Genomic DNA, 15805 nt, shown 5'->3' on the forward strand with positions numbered 1-15805 from the left:
TCGCTACACCCTAAATTGGTCCGAAGACATGCGCGACAACGCCGATCGCCGCGGCGTGACCGCGCCCGTCGTCGCCGAGATCGCCCGCCGCTACGGCGTCACCGCCGCGCGCTTCGGGGTCCTCGAGGGCATGGCCGAATTCACCGATCCGCACGGCAAATCGTTCTTCCTGATCCCGGCCTACGCCGACGGTGCGCGGGCCCGCGACGCCGCGCTGATGACCTACGTCCTCAACGCGGACACCGGCTACGGCAAGCCGGACACGCGGCCCACCGACTTTCCCGCCACCCCCTACGGCGCCGCCGAGGTGGCCCGAATCATGGCCCGGCAGAACGCGAATCGCTGGAGCTACACCCGCGATGTCGGATTCGTGCACCGCAACGGGGGACGCCTGGTCACCACCCCCAACGGCATGCTCATGGGCCTGGGCGGCAACTGGATCCAGCGGCTGTTCAGCCAGCGCGGCGGCACCACCTGGGGCGACATCTTCCTGGTCAATGCGGGCCGGGTCGCCGACCCGGGCGGGCAGCTGCACCGGATCGTCTCGTCGGGGTGCGCGTGGTTTCTCGACCGGGCCGGCGCCCCGCGCCCCAGCCGCCTCGACCTGGACCGGGTGTTGCACCACGAGGAGCGGCACGCCGCGCAATGGGCCGACCGGGGTTATTTGGGGATGCTCACCGGCTACGGTCGGGAGTTGTTCCGCGAGTTGGCTTTTGGCGCGGTGAACGGGTTCGAAGAGGACGCGGGCCTGGCCGACGGCGGTTATAGGGCGTGAATCCCGTGGTAGAGCACCATCGCGCCGATCACCACGAACACCGCCGCGAGTAGGGCACCGTTGTTGCGGTCCATCCAGTCCTTGAGCCGCGCCAGCGTGTCGTCGAGCCGGCTGCCTGCCGCGAGGTAGGCCAGGATCGGGATCGCGACGCTGGACGCGGCGATGGCCACGAAGAACGCGGCGGCCACCCAGTCACCGGTCAGACCGAGGCCGCTGGTGCCGATGCCCAACCCGGCGGGAACGCAGATGAGCGCCACATCCGGTCGCACCACGGCCAGCACCGCCCCGATGACCCCGGCGCGGGCCGGGGTGATGCTGGCGAACGAACGCATCCAGGCCGGCGACTCGGACTGACCGTGCCGGTTGAGCCATCGGTAGATGCCGTACACGATCAGCGCCGAACCGAGCACCACGCGCAGCCACGACGACCACCGCGGCGGCGCCTTGTCCAAACCGCCCAGCAGGCCGGAGGCCGCGACCGCGATCGCGGTCAGCGCGGACAGGCTCAGCAACCAACCGCCCAGAAACGCGAGGCTGCTCGGCCGCGGCCGCGGCGCCTGGAGCACCAGCACCGCCGGAATGACCGTGAGCGGAGAGAGCGAGATGACCAGTCCAAGCGGAACGAGCCCGGTCAGCACCGTCCCCCAGCTTCCTGCCATGGGCGGCATCCTGCCATTGCCGCGGGCGATGCGACGCCGAAACGCGCCGTATCCGCCCCGATCCGGATCAGGCCAGCGTGCGAATCCCGTTGTAGAGCACGATCAATCCGATCAGAAGCAGGATGATCGCCATCATCGCGTCGTGGTTCGCCTCCATCCACGCCTTGAGGCGTTCCAGCGCATCGTCGAGGCGATCACCGGCACCGACGTAGGCCAATATCGGGACGGCGACCGTCGACGCGGCGAGGACGACGAAGACCGCGGCCGCGACCACTTGCGCGCCGGCGCCCAGGCCGCTGTTGCCGACGGCCAGGCCGGCGGCCGCGCACAGGATCAGCACCTCGGGCCGCAGGGGCACCAGCACCGTCCCCATCACCCCCGCGCGCACCGGCGAGAGGGTGGAGAACGACCGCATCCAGCGCGGCATGCTGCGCTGCCGATGCCGGGTGAACCAGTGATAGGCCGCCAGCGCGAGGAGCGCCACACCGAAGCCCACCCGCACCCACGACGCCCATTTCGGCGGCGTGGCGTGGAAACCGCTGAGCAACTCCGAGCCGCTGACGAACGCGGCGGTCAGCGCGATCAGGCCCAGGAGCCAGCCGCCCAGAAAAGCGAGGCTGGTCGGCCTGGGCCGGGGCGCGTGCAGCACCAGCACGGCGGGAATGACCGTGATCGGCGACAGGGCGATGACCGCCGCCAACGCGATGAGCTTGCTCAGCACCGAGGCCCAACTTGCGTCCACGGGCAGCAATCATCGCATTGGCGTGGCGCTCACGCAGAGCGCGACCGCGGCCCTCAGCCTTTGCGGCGCAGCGTCCAGGCCGGCACCCAGTGCGTCACCGTTCGGCGCTTGGCTCCGTAGGCGACGGGGTAGGTCACCAGCCCCCACCAGTCGCCCTGCTCGCACAGGGCCCAGCAGCTCAGCCACCCCTCGACGACCTTGTGCAGCTGCAGACCGTTGGGCTGATACCGCCCCGAGCGGTGCGGCTCGCGCGGGAACAGCACCGTGAGGTCGACCAGGACGGCGACGGCCGGACGGACCACCCGGAATGGGCTCCGGACCGGTTGGCCGTTGTACCCGATCGACACGAGCGGACCCATTGATCGATCATACGTTCGAATGCATGGCGCGTTGAGCCCGCCGAGCGGGCCGGTTCGCTTCTGGCAACATAGCGGTGTGTTCAGCCAAACCGCGACGTCCCGGGCGGTTCGGTGAGCATCGGAACGACCGAGGAATCACCGAGTCGCCGCGGTGCGCTGCGGGGTCGCCGCCCGGCGGTGCTGGACCCGGTGCTCGTCGCCCTGCTGGCCGCCGCGGTCGGAATGGCCGGCGCGGCCCGGCCGTCCTTCTGGTACGACGAGGCCGCGACCATCTCGGCCGCCTACAGCCGGTCACTGACCCAGATGTGGCACATGCTGGGCAACGTCGACGCCGTCCACGGCTTGTACTACCTGCTCATGCACGGGTGGTTCCAGGTTTTTCCGCCCACCGAGTTCTGGTCGCGCGCCCCCAGCGCGCTGGCGGTGGGGGCGGCCGCGGCGGGCGTCGTCGTGCTGGGCAAGCAGTTCTCCTCCCGGACCGTCGCGGTGGCCTCCGGCGTGTTCTGCGCGATCCTGCCCCGGACCACGTGGGCGGCCATCGAGGCGCGCCCGTACGCCATGTCGATGATGGCCGCCGTCTGGCTCACCGTCCTGCTGGTCTACGCCGCGCGCCGCGACACCGGTTGGCTGTGGCTGTCGTATGCCATCGCGCTGGCCTGCTCGATCGTGCTCGACGCGTACGTCGCCCTGCTGCTCGCGGCGTATGCCGTGTTCGTCGGCGTCTTCCACCGAAGCCGAACGGCGTTGGCGGGCTTCGCCATTGCGTCGGGCCTCGCGGTGGCCGCGTTGCTGCCGTTCCTGATGACGGTCGCCGGGCAGGCACACCAGATCAGTTGGGTCGCACCCATCGGTCACCGCACCATCGAAGACGTGGTGATGCAACAGTATTTCGAACGATGCCCGCCGTTCGCCGTGCTGTCGGCGTTGCTGATCGGTGCGGCAATCGTGTTGTGGCTCAGTGGTTCCGCGCGCCCGACGGGGTCGCAGCGCCAGCTGCTGGTGCTGGCGGCGGGGTGGCTTGCCGCACCGACGGCCGCGATCGTGGTGTATTCGGCACTGGTTCATCCGATCTACACACCGCGATACCTGTGCTTCACCGCGCCGGCGCTGGCGCTGATCCTGGGCGTCTGCGCCGGCGCGGTGGCCGCCAAACCGTGGGCCACGACGGCGATCGTCGGTCTTTTCGCCGTGGCCGCCGCGCCCAATTACGTTCGGGTGCAACGTAACCCGTATGCCAAATACGGCATGGACTACAGCCAGGTCGCCGACCTGATCACCGCGAAGGCGGCGCCGGGCGATTGCCTACTGGTCAACGACACGGTGACCTTCATGCCGGCCCCCATGCGACCGCTGATGGCGGCGCGACCGGATGCCTATCGCAAGCTGATCGACCTGACGCTGTGGCAGAAGGCGACCGACCGCAACGACGTGTTCGACACCAACCTCATCCCCGAGGTGGTGGCCAGGCCGTTGAGCCAGTGCAGCGTCGTCTGGATCATCACCCAGGCCGACCCGTCGCAGCCGTCGCACGAGCAGGGCCCGGCGCTACCGCCGGGGCCGGTCTATTGGGCGAGCACCGCCTTCGCGGTGCCGCACGACCTCGGCTTTCGGCTGGTGGAGCGCTGGCAGTTCAACCTGGTCCAGGTGATCAAAGCCCAGCGCTAGTCACCAAATGTGGATCCAGTCGACGAGCATGTCCGCCGGGTACGTCGCCGCCGCGGGGTCACCGGCGCCGACGCCACCGACGGCCAGGGTGAACATGGGCGTCATCCAGTAGCCGGGATTGTTGAACGGCCAGCGGAAGTCGTCGGGGGCGCCGCCGTGGACGTGGATGGGTTTGTTCGGCACGCTGAAGTACTGCGCCCCGTCGCGGGCGAACTGGAATCCGTCCTCGCCCCAATGCATTCGCCAGGTGTGCCAGTTGCCGTCGACCATGCCGGGGATGGACTTGCCTTCCCACGTCTTGCCGTTCGAGGCGGCGTGCACCGTGGTTCCCGGCGGCCACGAGCCGTTGCCGTACCACTCGAAAAGGTCAACCTCGCCGTCCGGCAGCGGATCCTCGTTGACGCCCCAGAACGCCGACCAGAGGCCCGGGTCCAGACAATTCAGCTTGATCCGCGCTTCCCAGGTCTGGTTGATCATGCTGCGGAAGTTGCCCCGCAGTTTGGCGCCGTAGTAGGTGTCGCCTTCCTGGGTGGCGCGCAGGACGAGGTTGGAGTTGCCATCTTGGAACACGTTTCGGCGGTCGTCGCGGTAGATGCCCGCGACCGGCGGGAACACGTCGTCCTGCCAGGTCTGGATGGTCCACTTGCCCGGATCGGGAGCCGAACCCGCCGGACCGTCGAACTCGTCGGCGAAGATGTAGCCGCCGCCGCCCGCCGCCGGCGCGGCCGGCACCGGCGGGCCCGAGGGGGTGGCCCAGGCACCCGGCAAGCGCATCGCCGCCCCGATCATGCCGAGGCCCGACATCAGCATCATGCTGCGACGATCCATCTAAACCACCCATCGTTGAAAGCCGGCTCGTCAAGCTCGGCGCGATCTCCCCAGGCAACTCTCGCAAACGGTGTTATGAAACCACGCGGTGGGGTGGCGCGCATCCCTCGATAGGGACGCGCGCGCGCCGTAGCCGGTCACCACCCGCGCGCCGGTCCGTCGCCGACATTCCGCTGGCATAAGCAAGCGACGATAGCAGCAGCGGCCCCGATTTCCTGGGATTTCCCCCGTCGACCATCAATCTGGTTGACATACCCCTTTCCGCTGGTATCAAGGAGGTTGATGGTTCGAGAAAGGACAACAGCCATGTCTCATGGATTCTTCGGTGGTTTCGGTGGGCCCGGTTTCGGCGGCCCGGGCTTTGGTGGGCCCGGTTTCGGCGGTCCGGGCTTTGGCGGTCCCGGGTTCGGTGGCCCCGGCTTCGGCGGCCCGGGCTTCGGCGGCCCGGGCGCGGGCGGTCCCGGGTTGGCGCCGTTCGGCAAGAAGGGCCGTCACGGCCTCAGGCGCGCGGCATTCGTCACCGCGGCGTTGCTGTTGGACGGGCCGGCCGACGCCGCTCAGGTGGTGCAGCGGGTGTCCGACGCGACCGGCGGCGCGTTCACCCCTCCGCAGGACGTGGCCGAGCTGGCGATCGGCGTTCTCGCGGGCCGCGGCGTGGTCACCGTCGACGGCGGCGTGGCGACGCTGACCGAGCTCGGCCGAAACCTGTTGGCCTGGCGCGGAATCAGCAGCGAGACCGCGCACGCCTTCCTGGGCCGGGCGGCCAAGTTCGGTGACGTTCTGAAGATCCGCAAGGAGTTCTTCGAGATCGCGGGGCTGGCCCGCACGATCGCCTGGACGGGCACGGACGAGCAAAAGCAGCAGCTCGCCGAGACCCGGACCAAGGTGCTCGAGGCGCTGACCGACGCGCGCAAGGCGCTGCACCGGGTTCTCGGCGCGGCCTAGGGCGCCGGCGACGCTGGCACGGGAACCTTCTCGGTTGCCCGTGTCGCTGATCGCAGTGCAAGGCCGGCCGCCATCGAAAGAGCAACCGGCACAACGGGTATGTGTGAGCCGGTCAGCAGGGCCGCGCGCTTTGGATCACTTCGTACCAGTGCGACGCTTGCGCGGTGCGGCCGAGCGGGGTGGCCGGTCACGCATGTGGTCGCGGATACGACCCATGAGGTCGCCCAGGGTGTTCACGTCCTGGTCGGAAAGCGTGCCGTACAGCAGGTCGCGCACGATCCGGATGTGACCGGGGAGGACTTTGTCGACACGGGCTCGGCCCGCCCTGGTGATGCCGACTGCAGTGGCGCGCTTGTCATGGGTGCTGACCTTGCGGGTGATAAGCCCCGCACTTTCCAGAAGTCCGGCCTGATGGGTAAGGCCGCTGCGGCTGTAGACCACACCGTCGGCCAGTTCCGTCATCGTCAGCGGCCGATCGGCGTCGACTAGTTTGGCCAAGACCTCGAACTGGACGTAGCTGAGGCCACCCTCGGCCTGCAACTGCTCTCGCACGGCGTACTGCAGCAGGCTGGCTGCTTCCGTCAGGGCGAAGTACGTGCGCATTTGCGCCGGCTTGAGGCCTTTGGCCATGCGGCCATCTTAATGCTTCGACGTCGCAGCGATTTCGAGGCGTGCGCGGCCGGCGCCAAGAATGGCCAACCCGTGAAGCGCAGCCCAGAAATCAGGCGTAATCCTGGCGCGGATATGACGGTGTCCGCGTGGGTGAGTGCCCCTACAAGTGGGACTCCGCGGGCCTGGTCGTCAATTCGGTGGATTACGCGCCACGACTCCTCGCGTTGGTCGGCTACTACCGGCTGCCGCCCCCGACCAACTGACTGACACGGGCGATCGTGCGCCAGTCACCGGTATGACGACCATCACTGGACCCTTGGGATTGCTTCGACATTGAAGCGAGTTGTAGACGGTGTAACTGCTTCGAAGTTGAAGCAACGACCAAGGAGGGACACCATGAAGGCCGTGCGATACCACGAATACGGCGGTAGCGACGTTCTGCGGTACGAGGAGGCACCGCGACCTGTGCCAGGCCCGCACCAGGTGCTGGTGCAGGTAGCCGCCACCTCGTTCAACCCGGTGGATGCAGGCATCCGCGGCGGTTATTTGGCGGAGGTGTACGAGATCGGCTTCCCGCACATCCCCGGTGTCGACGTCGCCGGGACCGTCGCTGAAATCGGGGAGGGCGTGCAAGGGTGGAACGTCGGCGACACTGTGGTGGCGTTTTTGCCGTTGGATGCCGACGGCGCTGCCGCCCAGTACGCGATAGCACCGGCCGAGTCGCTGGCCACCGCGCCGCAGTCGGTGGACCTGGCCGACGCGGCGGCGCTGCCGGAGGCCGCGCTGACGGCGTGGCAGGCGCTGTTCGAGATCGCCGGTTTAACCGCCGGGCAGACGATCCTGATCAACGGCGCCTCGGGTGCGGTCGGTGGCTATGCGGTTCAATTGGCCAAGCGGGCCGGAGCGGTCGTCACCGCGACGGCCAGGGAACGCGATGCCGAGCGGCTGCGCGGTTTGGGTGCGGATCGAATCGTGGGCTACATCGACTACACGCATTCGCCGATCGACGTTGCGGGTGCACCGTTCGATGTGGTGCTCAACCTCGTCAGCACCACCGATGAAGAAACCGAAGCCCTGATCGGTGTCGTCGCCGACGGCGGCTTCCACGTCGGCACCATGGTTTTCGGGCCGCAGAACCCGGGCCGGGGGGTCCGCAGCCAGCGGGTCTTCGTCCGGAGTGACGCCACCCAGCTCGCCGAGCTGGTCAGTCGCGTCGATGACGGGCAACTGCGCATCGAGGTCGCCGACCGCCGCCCGCTGGAGCAGGCCGCGGCCGTGCACGCCGACTCCGACAGCGGCAGCCTGCACGGCAAGACCATCCTCATCCCCACCCACCAGTAGCCACCAGGGTGTGGCCGGCCGTCAGGCCGTCCGAGGAGATGCCACCTAGCGGGGACTGGGTTCGCTGAGCCTGACCAGGGTCTTGCCGACGTTGACGCCGGTGAACAGGCCGTTGAGGGCATCGACACACGACTCGATGCCCTCAAAGATGGTCTGCCGGTGGTGAAGTCGGCCTTCGGCCTCCCACTGGCGTAGCGCGGCGAACGCCTCGTCGAAGCGTCCCCACTGATCGAGCGCGTTGAACCCCTGCATCAACGCGGTCTTGGACAACAGGTTGACGTAGTTGGCCGGCCCGGGGTGCTCTCCGGTCAGGTAGCTGGAGATGACGCCGCACAGGACGACGCGCGCGCGGGCGGCCAGGCGGCCCAGCACGGAGTTGAGGATGGGGCCGCCCACGTTGTCGAAGTAGACGTCGACCCGTTGCGGGCAATGCTTTTTCAGGGCCGCAGCGACGTCGTCGTTCTTGTAGTCGATGCACGCGTCGAAGCCGAAGTCCTCCACCACCGCCCGGCATTTCTCGGGGCCGCCCGCGATGCCCACCACCCGCGCGCCGGCGATCTTGGCGATCTGCCCGGCGATCGATCCGGTGGCGCCCGCGGCCGCCGACACCACCACCGTCTCCCCCGGCTGCGGGCGGCCGATGTCGGTCATCCCGAAGTAGGCGGTGGCACCGGTCGGCCCGTAGACCGACATGATGGCCAGCTGGTCGTCCTCGCCGGGGATCGGCGTGCTGAACAGGTCGTCGCGGATGAGCGCGTATTCCTGAAAGCCGGTCAGCGTGGTGACGACGTCGCCGACGGCGTAGGCGTCGCACCGCGATGCCACCACCTCGCCGATCCCGGCCGCCCGGATGACCTCACCCAGCTGCACCGGCGGGAGGTAGCTGGGCTGGTCATCGAGCCAGGTGCGCGCGGCGGCGTCGATGCCGACGTAGGTGGTGCGCAACAGCGCCTCGCCGTCGGCGGGTTCGGGCGCCGGTGTGGTGACCATTTCCGTGTCGTCCGGCCGGACCAGCCCGGAAGGGCGGCGACGGAGGAGGACCTGGCGATTCGGCAGATCGGGCACGATCGTAAAAACTACCGAACCGGCCGTAAACGCAGAAGCGAATGGCATATTCATTCCCATGGCAGCAAACGAAGACCCGGAAGACCGGATCCGGGAACTCGAACGCCCGCTCGCCGAGGCGGCGCGGGCGTCAGAGCAGGGCAGCGCGCAGCCCGCCGGCCAGAACTATGCCCCCGGACCGGCGGGTGCCCCGCCACCGCCGCCCGCCCCGTGGACGTACGGTGGCCCCCCGTTCGTACCGCCCCAGCAACGCCCGTCCGCCAACCGCGCGTGGTGGATCCTCGGCACGATCGTCGCCATCGGTGTGCTGGCCCTCGCCGGCGGCATCGCGGCGTTCGCCGCGCACCGGCTTTCGGGGGTCAAGTCGATCATCGCGACGCCGCCGACCATCTCCACAACGGTTGGCCCACCGAGCGTTTCGATGAGCCCCGGCCCGTCGACCTCCCGCCGCAAGTCGGCCTCGCCCTCGACCTCACCGGCCGCTCCGCCCGGCACCGAGCTCAGCGTTTCCGGTATCAACGAGAACCGGACCATCGCCTGCAACGACAACATCGTCAGCGTCAGTGGGGTTTCCAACACGGTATCGATCACCGGGCATTGCGCCAGCCTGTCGGTGTCCGGCGTGCAGAATTCGATCACCGTGGAGGCCGTCGACAGCATCGAGGCCTCCGGCTTCAACAACAAGGTCACCTACCACTCGGGCGCACCGAAGATCAGCAACTCCGGCGGCTCGAACGTGGTGGGCCAGGGCTGAGCCGAAAGCGCTTGCTACGCAGGCTCTTCGGTGTCGTCGTCGAGGACGCTGACCGCGATGCCGTAGGGCAGGAACCGCACCTTGCGTTTGGGATCGACGTTGGTCTTGTTCGCCCGCAGCGCGTCGAGTTCGGTCGCATAGACCTGTTCGACGCGCGCCCCGCCGGCGGCGTCGACCGTGTAGATAGCCCACACGCCCTCACCCGCTTCGCCGGCCGTTTCCGGGGCGCCGCGCGGGCGACGCGTCAGGTCGTCGAAGACGGCGGACCAGCCCGTCCGGCCGCCGGGGCCGGCCACGAACTTGCCGACTCGCTCGAACACGTCGCGCAGGCCTTCGCTGCCTTCCCGAATCATTCGATCGAATTCGTCGGGGTCGAATCCGAATCCACTGTGCTCGCCCACGCGACCTCCTTGGCGCTCGTGCCGTAACTGCCAGTGTGCGCTCAGTCGAGACCGTTTGCCACGCGCTACGGAGCCGGTGGCGCAGGCGGGGGCGGCGGGGTGATCGGAATCGGCACCGTGACGAACGGGAAGTGCAGATACATCGTCACCGGCGGCTGCTGGGGCAGCTGCGGCGCGGCGGGCGGGGGCGCCGGGGGCGGTGCCGCCGGCGGGGGTGCGACCGGTGCCGCGGCCGGCGGGGGCGCCGGGCGCTCGACGGGTGGCGGCACATACTGCGGCGCGGGGCGGGTCGGGGCGCGCCGGACCGGCGCCGCAGGCGGCACGGTGACCGGGGCCTGCGGCGCGGGCTGCTCCACCGGCGACGGCGCGGGCGCCGGGGCGGCCACCTCCGACGGGCTGGGCGCGGGGGCGGGCGGCGGCGGTGCCGGGCTCGGGGCGGGCAGCTGCGCTTGCGGCGGAGTGCTCGGCGGGGCCGCCGGCAGCTGCACTCCCGGCGTGGCGACGCTGACGCCGGAGTCGTGCCGCACGCCCGGCCCCGGGCGGTCCGACGTCAAAGTCACCAGCACCACCCCGCCGATCACCGCGACGATGCCGGCCAGGGCGCTACCGGCCAACAGCATGGACCAGGGGCGGCGCGGGGGCGTCTCGTCGTCGTCGGCGACGGCGCTGTACGCCCGAACGTCGGTGTCGACGTCGGCGTGGCCCCAGACGTCCAGGTAGGTGGGGCCGAGGGCGGGCGGATTCATTTCGCCCGTGCCCGGGTCCAGCGCGTAGGCCAGGGCCGCCGTCGACGACGCGAACAGCGGGGCGTTCGCCGACGCCAGGGCCGCGCCGCGGGCCAGCGCCATGTCCGGCTCCTCGGGGCCGGTGACCGGCAGCGGCGTGGCCGCCTCCAGCGTGGGCTTCAGCGCCACGATGTCGGTTCCGCAGCCGATCAGGAACACACCGTTGGCGCGCGATCCGCGGGCGTCCAGACCGGAGACCATCGACGCCAGCTCGACGGCCAGGCCGTCGGCGCTACCGTCGCCGATCTGGCGCCGGTGCAGATCGACGATGGAGCCGTCGGCGACGTCGACCACGGCCAGGGTCGCGTTGGCCGGCTCGACGAACAGCATCGCGAGGCGCTCGTAGCCCAGCGCGTATCCCACCGTCTGCGCCAGCGCCGCCGCGGCCAGCAACGGTGCGACCAGCATCACGCCGTCGAGTTCGTGGGTGGCGATCGCGTCCCGCAGCGCCCCGACGCCGGCGGGGTCGCTCCAGGTGACCCCGGTCGAGGTCAGCCGGTGGCCGCCCTCGAGCACTCCTTCGCGGGTGCCGATGATTGCGTCGATCACCTGACCGACCGCACCGGCGGCCGAATTATCAACGGACCCAACCGCGAACTCTTCTTGTTCGACGGTCACGCCGTCCGCATTTTGGCCTTCGATCGCTACCAGGCGGACTGTCCTGGGAGCCATCGACACCCCAAGCACGATGTCCACGTAACGCCTCCAAGGTCTTTTTCAACGCCCTCCCGGGAGGGCATGACGGGATGAACCCCGTCCGAACTTGGTGACATAAACGTTACCCGCGTGCGGCTAACCCCGCAGGCGGTGTGCGTACGCAGGAAGGACGCTAGTAACCCGGCCCGAGGAACGGATTCTGCGTCCCCGGATACTGCGAGTATTGGTTCCCCGGATACTGCGGATATTGCTGCGGATATTGCGGATACTGCGGGGTCGCCGGAGCCTGGGTCTGCGGAACCGGCACCGGGATCGGTATCGGCAGCAGCGGAACGTGTATCCACTCCGTCGTCATGGGCACCGTCGTGCTGGTCGTCGTCGGCGGCGGCGGGGGCGGCGGCGTGGTGCTGGTTTCCATCGGCGGTGGGGGCGGCACCGTCGTGGTGATCGTCGGTTGCGGCGGCGCGGTGGTGGGCGGCGCCGTGTGCCGGGGGGTGTAGACGGGTGCCGGCGGTGCGGTGGTGACCACCACCGGCGGCGGTGGCGGGGACGGCGGCGGGGGCGGCGGTGGCGGCGCCGGGCTGGGGATCGGTTGCGCACTGGCCGGCGGCGGCGGGGGCGGCGGCACCGCGGTGGGCGGCGGTGGTGCGGCCGGGCGCGGCGCCACCGAGTTGGCCGGCGGCGCGGGCAGGGGCGCGACGGAGGGCGCCGGTGGCGCCTGGCGGTTTTCGATCCCGGTCAGCGTGTAGGCGACCCCGCCGATCGCGGTCATGGCGACCACGGCCGACATGCCGATGACCAACTGGGAGAACCGAAGCCGCAGCCATGGCCGCCGTTCCCGCGGCGGCGCGATGACGTTGAGCCGCATGGACCAGCCGGCCGGACCGTCCTCGTCGTAGGTTTCCCCACCGAACCGCATCCGCAGGTCGCCGGGGTATTCGGTTTGCGACCAAGCCAATTCGCGATCGGTCAGCGCCTCGTCGTCGATCACCAGCACGTCACCGGCCCCCAGGTCGACGACGTCGCCGGCGGCGTCGGCCGACGCGAGCAGCCCTATCGAGGTCCGGGTGCGCAGGTCCAGCTCGCCGCCGCGGGAAGCCAGGATCAGCGCCCCGCTGGCCGCGGCCAGGGCCGGTTGCGACGGCGTCAGGATCGGCGTGCGGCCGTGCATCGAAAGGCGTTCGGTGACAAGCGGAATGCGTGCGCCTCCCCCGACCGTGACCACCGCGGCCAGGTCGGACCAGCTCTTGCGGTAGCGCACCAGCATGTCGTCGAAGGCATAGATGAAGCCGGTCAGCCGATCCTGGATCAGCTCTTCGAGGTCGTCCTGCGTGAGCGTCAGGCTGCAACTGCGCCCGCCGAGGACGGCGGCGATGTCGGTGGCCATGTCGGTCGAGAGCCGCTCCTTCGCGGCGCGGCATTGTTCCCTGAGTTCGCCGAGTTGTCCGACGCCTGCGGTGCTGGCCGGGTCCAGTCCGCTGCCACGACCCAGCTCCTCGAACGCGCGCAGTTGCAACTCCTGGTCGATCTCGTCGCCGGACAGCGCGGTGTAACGCAGTGTCGCACTGACGAGTTCGAAGTCCCCCGCGACATTGACCAGGGTGGCCGACGTGCCGCTGCCGCCGAAGTCGAGCAAGCCCACCACACCCTCGTCGGGCAGTCCCAGCTCGGACTTGACCGCGGTCAGCGCGGCGATGGCGTCGCTGACCAGCAGCGGCGCCATCCCGCTTCGCACGAAGCCCACATGGGTCCGCAGGGCGTCCCGCAATGCCTGCACGGTCACCGGCTTCCAATGCGCGGGCACGGCGATGGAGATCTCCGAGCACGCCGCATCCGCACCGGCGGCCAGCACCATTGCGTCCAGCGCCTCCACCGTCAGCAGTCCGGGGTCGTGCGCGGAACCGTCGGGCGACGCCAGCGCGACGGAATCACCGATGCGCTCGATGAAACCTCTCATCGGCACGCCGGGCTCGGTTAGGCACGGATTCTCTTCGGGCGCACCAATTTTCGGCGCACAGTGCGGGTAAAGGGTAACCACAGACCGGCGGGTAACCGGCGGGCTTCCATTACGCGCAGCGACCAGGTTCGTGGTCCCGATCGACAACCCGAGTGGGTCGTACATAGAGCGAAAACCTTCGTCTATAGGGGTCGGTGGCAGCGTTAACGATAGCCGCGGACACGCGGAAAGCCGATGCTTCGCAATGTCATTGGTATCCGCTCGATGCGCTTGCGTCACCGAAGCGGTACCGAAAACCCCTTGACAAAAAGCTTTGTGTTACAACACCGTCAAGGGCAGCGAACGCCTGGGCTCGAACTGGAACGTCGCTCCGCCGCTGACCCTGACCACCGAAACCTCTGGCAGTTCCTCGGCGGGCGTGTCGGTTTCGACCAGTTCGGCCGTCCAGTCGGTGGCCGTTCCGCTAACTCGGACCTCGATGCGCGGTTCCACCGCGGTGGCGATCGCCTGAAGCGGTTGGACGGAATCCGGCGAGCACAGTGAGATCCAGGCCCCGTCGTCGTGGGCGGGCGACGGACGGACGTGCAGCCGGTTTGACTCCGTCTCGGCGACAACGTAATCCGCGGGGTTCAGCAGCGGGTGCAGCTCGAGGACCCGCAGCGCCCCGTCGATCCCGCTGGGAAGCTTCAGTGCGCGGTGGATGCGTTCGGCGGCCACGCCCGCGATGCCGGTCAGGCCGCGGGTGCATACGCCGACGGCTTCCTCGTCGTTGGCGGCGCGCGCGGCCACCGCGATCACGAACGACAGGTAGAGCAGGTGCATCTGCAGGCAGACCTCGTCGGCCATCCGGACCAGCGCCGAATGGGAGAAGGCGGCGAAGTCGAAGTCGGACAGCAGGGGTCCCGAGTAATCCGCCTGCCCCTCGTCCGAGGGATCGATGGCGGCGAGTTCCCATGTCGCGGCGCGGGTTCGGCTGACGATGTCCAGCGCCGGGATGCTCTGCGCCTCCGGGTAGGACTCGTCGATGATGACGGTCCACGCGCAGTGCGGGTGCCGGTCGGCCGGCGTGCGGGGCGGGCGGTGGATGGGACGCACCTGGGCGCGCGGGTTGGTCGCGATCGCGGTGGCGTCGAACGTCGGATCCTCGATGGTGTGGCACATTCCGAACACGTACTGTTCGCCCATCGGCTCCACGTCGAGCAGGGCACCGCAGTGGTCGAGGTGGAATTCGCCGTGCCAGCGGTCATGGACCGTGTACCGGAAATCCATGAATTGCGGTGGCGCACCGATGTCGAGCTGCAGGCCCTTGAAGATCGTGATGACGTCGTCGCCCTCGTAGTTCAGCGCCTTCTGCATCCGCCGGGTGTAGATCGGGCTGGCGCCCGCCCACTCCTCGATGGCGATCTGGACCATCTCGTCGCGACCGAACGAGGAGATGCACCAGGCCATCCCGGACCGGTCGATCAGCTGCCCGATCAGCAGCAGTTCGGGAACCAGCACGACGAGCTCGTCACGGGACAATTGCGCGTATCGCGAGGGGCTGCTCACGCCCCAAAAATAGACTCGGCTATGTTATAAAGTCAACAATGCCTATCGTCGCCGGCCAAAGACCCGATCGCCCGGTGGGGCCCACCAGGCGAACGACCGCGCCCCGCAAGCGCGGTGATGACACCCGGGCGAAAATCATCGACGAGACGGTCCGCTGCATCGTGGAGGAGGGCTTCTCGGCCGCCACCGCCAAGCACGTGGCCGAGCGTGCGGGGGTCACCTGGGGTGTCATCCAGTACCACTTCGGCGATCGCAACGGCCTGCTGATGGCCGTGGTGGACGACGGGGTGGCCCGGCTGGTGGACAGCCTGTCGTCGGCTGATGTCAGCGAGCTGCCGCTGCGGGAACGCATCGAGGTCGTGGTCGACACCGCCTGGAGCTGCTACAGCAGCCCCACGTCGATGGCCGCCTTCGAAATCCTGCGCGAAACCCGCGGCGGCCCCGACCCGTCGTCGCGGCGCCACCTGCTCGACATGAATTCCGCGATCGGCCAGCTGGGGCGATTGATCACCACCGATCCCGCGCATGCCGGTGTGGCCGAAGTCATTTGGGCCACGCTGCGCGGTGTGGTGCTGGCCCAGATGGTCACCGGCACCGCCATCGATTGGAGCCTGGAGCGACGCGCCCTCGTCGACATGGTCACCGGCTACCTCTCCGAAGGCCACGGCTATCGCGACACGTAAACCACGCACCCGACACGCCGCACAGTATG

At 69.1% G+C, this 15805-nt stretch carries 16 protein-coding genes; 6 read left to right on the forward strand and 10 right to left on the reverse strand.

Features of this window, described 5'->3' with window-relative positions; all coding sequences use genetic code 11:
• Nucleotides 1–28: 28 nt before the first annotated feature.
• A complete protein-coding gene (locus AC5Y5B_RS03205) occupies nt 29–775 on the forward strand; it encodes a hypothetical protein (RefSeq protein ID WP_500003446.1) in 747 nt (248 codons plus the stop codon).
• Here AC5Y5B_RS03205 and AC5Y5B_RS03210 read toward each other — a convergent pair.
• From AC5Y5B_RS03210 to AC5Y5B_RS03220, 3 genes are all read right to left on the reverse strand, one after another.
• Nucleotides 763–1434: a GAP family protein gene (locus AC5Y5B_RS03210; protein ID WP_112635336.1), complete on the reverse strand. Its 672-nt coding sequence runs from the start codon at nt 1432–1434 to the stop codon at nt 763–765. The two genes, AC5Y5B_RS03205 and AC5Y5B_RS03210, sit on opposite strands and share 13 nt — an antisense overlap.
• 67 nt (nt 1435–1501) lie before the next feature.
• Nucleotides 1502–2155 (reverse strand): GAP family protein, encoded by a 654-nt coding sequence (locus tag AC5Y5B_RS03215; protein ID WP_500003845.1) that lies wholly within the window; start codon nt 2153–2155, stop codon nt 1502–1504.
• A 74-nt stretch (nt 2156–2229) separates the two neighbouring features.
• Complete coding sequence (locus AC5Y5B_RS03220; RefSeq protein ID WP_112635318.1) at nt 2230–2535, reverse strand: hypothetical protein; 306 nt, start codon at nt 2533–2535, stop codon at nt 2230–2232.
• Nucleotides 2536–2757: 222 nt separating this feature from the next.
• Here AC5Y5B_RS03220 and AC5Y5B_RS03225 point away from each other — a divergent pair, with 222 nt between their 5' ends.
• Nucleotides 2758–4200, forward strand: a complete 1443-nt coding sequence (locus AC5Y5B_RS03225; protein WP_240631876.1) for a glycosyltransferase family 39 protein — start codon at nt 2758–2760, stop codon at nt 4198–4200.
• On the opposite strand, the gene AC5Y5B_RS03230 is transcribed toward AC5Y5B_RS03225, so the two are convergent.
• Nucleotides 4201–5028, reverse strand: coding sequence for a glycoside hydrolase family 16 protein (locus AC5Y5B_RS03230; RefSeq protein ID WP_112635320.1), 828 nt, complete (start codon nt 5026–5028; stop codon nt 4201–4203).
• A 306-nt stretch (nt 5029–5334) separates the two neighbouring features.
• Between AC5Y5B_RS03230 and AC5Y5B_RS03235 the strand changes: the two genes are divergently transcribed.
• Nucleotides 5335–5973 carry a hypothetical protein gene (locus AC5Y5B_RS03235; protein WP_205869232.1) on the forward strand — a complete coding sequence of 213 codons (639 nt, stop codon included), beginning with the start codon at nt 5335–5337 and terminating at the stop codon, nt 5971–5973.
• A gap of 135 nt (nt 5974–6108) precedes the next feature.
• On the opposite strand, the gene AC5Y5B_RS03240 is transcribed toward AC5Y5B_RS03235, so the two are convergent.
• The gene (locus tag AC5Y5B_RS03240) at nt 6109–6603 is read right to left on the reverse strand and encodes a MarR family winged helix-turn-helix transcriptional regulator (RefSeq protein ID WP_112635324.1); all 495 of its coding nucleotides are present in this window, start codon (nt 6601–6603) and stop codon (nt 6109–6111) included.
• A 378-nt stretch (nt 6604–6981) separates the two neighbouring features.
• Here AC5Y5B_RS03240 and AC5Y5B_RS03245 point away from each other — a divergent pair, with 378 nt between their 5' ends.
• Entirely contained in the window at nt 6982–7926 is a 945-nt protein-coding gene (locus AC5Y5B_RS03245; protein WP_500003454.1) for an NADP-dependent oxidoreductase, read from the forward strand.
• A 45-nt stretch (nt 7927–7971) separates the two neighbouring features.
• Here the strand turns inward: AC5Y5B_RS03245 and AC5Y5B_RS03250 are convergent, their stop codons facing one another.
• Nucleotides 7972–8991 (reverse strand): NADP-dependent oxidoreductase, encoded by a 1020-nt coding sequence (locus tag AC5Y5B_RS03250; protein ID WP_112635328.1) that lies wholly within the window; start codon nt 8989–8991, stop codon nt 7972–7974.
• A 58-nt stretch (nt 8992–9049) separates the two neighbouring features.
• Here AC5Y5B_RS03250 and AC5Y5B_RS03255 point away from each other — a divergent pair, with 58 nt between their 5' ends.
• Nucleotides 9050–9745 (forward strand): DUF3060 domain-containing protein, encoded by a 696-nt coding sequence (locus AC5Y5B_RS03255; RefSeq protein WP_112635330.1) that lies wholly within the window; start codon nt 9050–9052, stop codon nt 9743–9745.
• Between the two features lie 14 nt (nt 9746–9759).
• Here AC5Y5B_RS03255 and AC5Y5B_RS03260 read toward each other — a convergent pair whose 3' ends face one another.
• The 4 genes from AC5Y5B_RS03260 to AC5Y5B_RS03275 all read right to left on the reverse strand — a co-directional run bounded on the left by AC5Y5B_RS03260 (nt 9760) and on the right by AC5Y5B_RS03275 (nt 15093).
• Nucleotides 9760–10146, reverse strand: a complete 387-nt coding sequence (locus tag AC5Y5B_RS03260; protein WP_112635332.1) for an Rv0313 family protein — start codon at nt 10144–10146, stop codon at nt 9760–9762.
• Between the two features lie 65 nt (nt 10147–10211).
• On the reverse strand, nt 10212–11627 hold the full coding sequence (locus AC5Y5B_RS03265) for a DUF7159 family protein (RefSeq protein ID WP_500003457.1): 1416 nt from the start codon (nt 11625–11627) through the stop codon (nt 10212–10214).
• Nucleotides 11628–11760: 133 nt separating this feature from the next.
• Nucleotides 11761–13710 carry an Hsp70 family protein gene (locus AC5Y5B_RS03270; protein ID WP_500003458.1) on the reverse strand — a complete coding sequence of 650 codons (1950 nt, stop codon included), beginning with the start codon at nt 13708–13710 and terminating at the stop codon, nt 11761–11763.
• Nucleotides 13711–13863: 153 nt separating this feature from the next.
• On the reverse strand, nt 13864–15093 hold the full coding sequence (locus AC5Y5B_RS03275) for a hypothetical protein (RefSeq protein WP_112635128.1): 1230 nt from the start codon (nt 15091–15093) through the stop codon (nt 13864–13866).
• 38 nt (nt 15094–15131) lie between these two features.
• On the opposite strand from AC5Y5B_RS03275, the gene AC5Y5B_RS03280 reads away from it, so the two are divergent.
• Nucleotides 15132–15776, forward strand: coding sequence for a TetR/AcrR family transcriptional regulator (locus AC5Y5B_RS03280; RefSeq protein ID WP_112635126.1), 645 nt, complete (start codon nt 15132–15134; stop codon nt 15774–15776).
• Nucleotides 15777–15805: the final 29 nt, after the last annotated feature.

This window comes from Mycobacterium sp. NGS33, from assembly GCF_059812885.1.

Coding starts and splice junctions, on each gene's coding strand:
- AC5Y5B_RS03205 (WP_500003446.1), top strand. CDS start 29: ATGCGCGACAACGCCGATCGCCGCGGCGTGACCGCGCCCGTCGTCGCC.
- AC5Y5B_RS03210 (WP_112635336.1), bottom strand. CDS start 1,434: ATGGCAGGAAGCTGGGGGACGGTGCTGACCGGGCTCGTTCCGCTTGGA.
- AC5Y5B_RS03220 (WP_112635318.1), bottom strand. CDS start 2,535: ATGGGTCCGCTCGTGTCGATCGGGTACAACGGCCAACCGGTCCGGAGC.
- AC5Y5B_RS03225 (WP_240631876.1), top strand. CDS start 2,758: ATGGCCGGCGCGGCCCGGCCGTCCTTCTGGTACGACGAGGCCGCGACC.
- AC5Y5B_RS03230 (WP_112635320.1), bottom strand. CDS start 5,028: ATGGATCGTCGCAGCATGATGCTGATGTCGGGCCTCGGCATGATCGGG.
- AC5Y5B_RS03235 (WP_205869232.1), top strand. CDS start 5,335: ATGTCTCATGGATTCTTCGGTGGTTTCGGTGGGCCCGGTTTCGGCGGC.
- AC5Y5B_RS03240 (WP_112635324.1), bottom strand. CDS start 6,603: ATGGCCAAAGGCCTCAAGCCGGCGCAAATGCGCACGTACTTCGCCCTG.
- AC5Y5B_RS03245 (WP_500003454.1), top strand. CDS start 6,982: ATGAAGGCCGTGCGATACCACGAATACGGCGGTAGCGACGTTCTGCGG.
- AC5Y5B_RS03255 (WP_112635330.1), top strand. CDS start 9,050: ATGGCAGCAAACGAAGACCCGGAAGACCGGATCCGGGAACTCGAACGC.
- AC5Y5B_RS03270 (WP_500003458.1), bottom strand. CDS start 13,710: ATGTACGACCCACTCGGGTTGTCGATCGGGACCACGAACCTGGTCGCT.
- AC5Y5B_RS03280 (WP_112635126.1), top strand. CDS start 15,132: ATGCCTATCGTCGCCGGCCAAAGACCCGATCGCCCGGTGGGGCCCACC.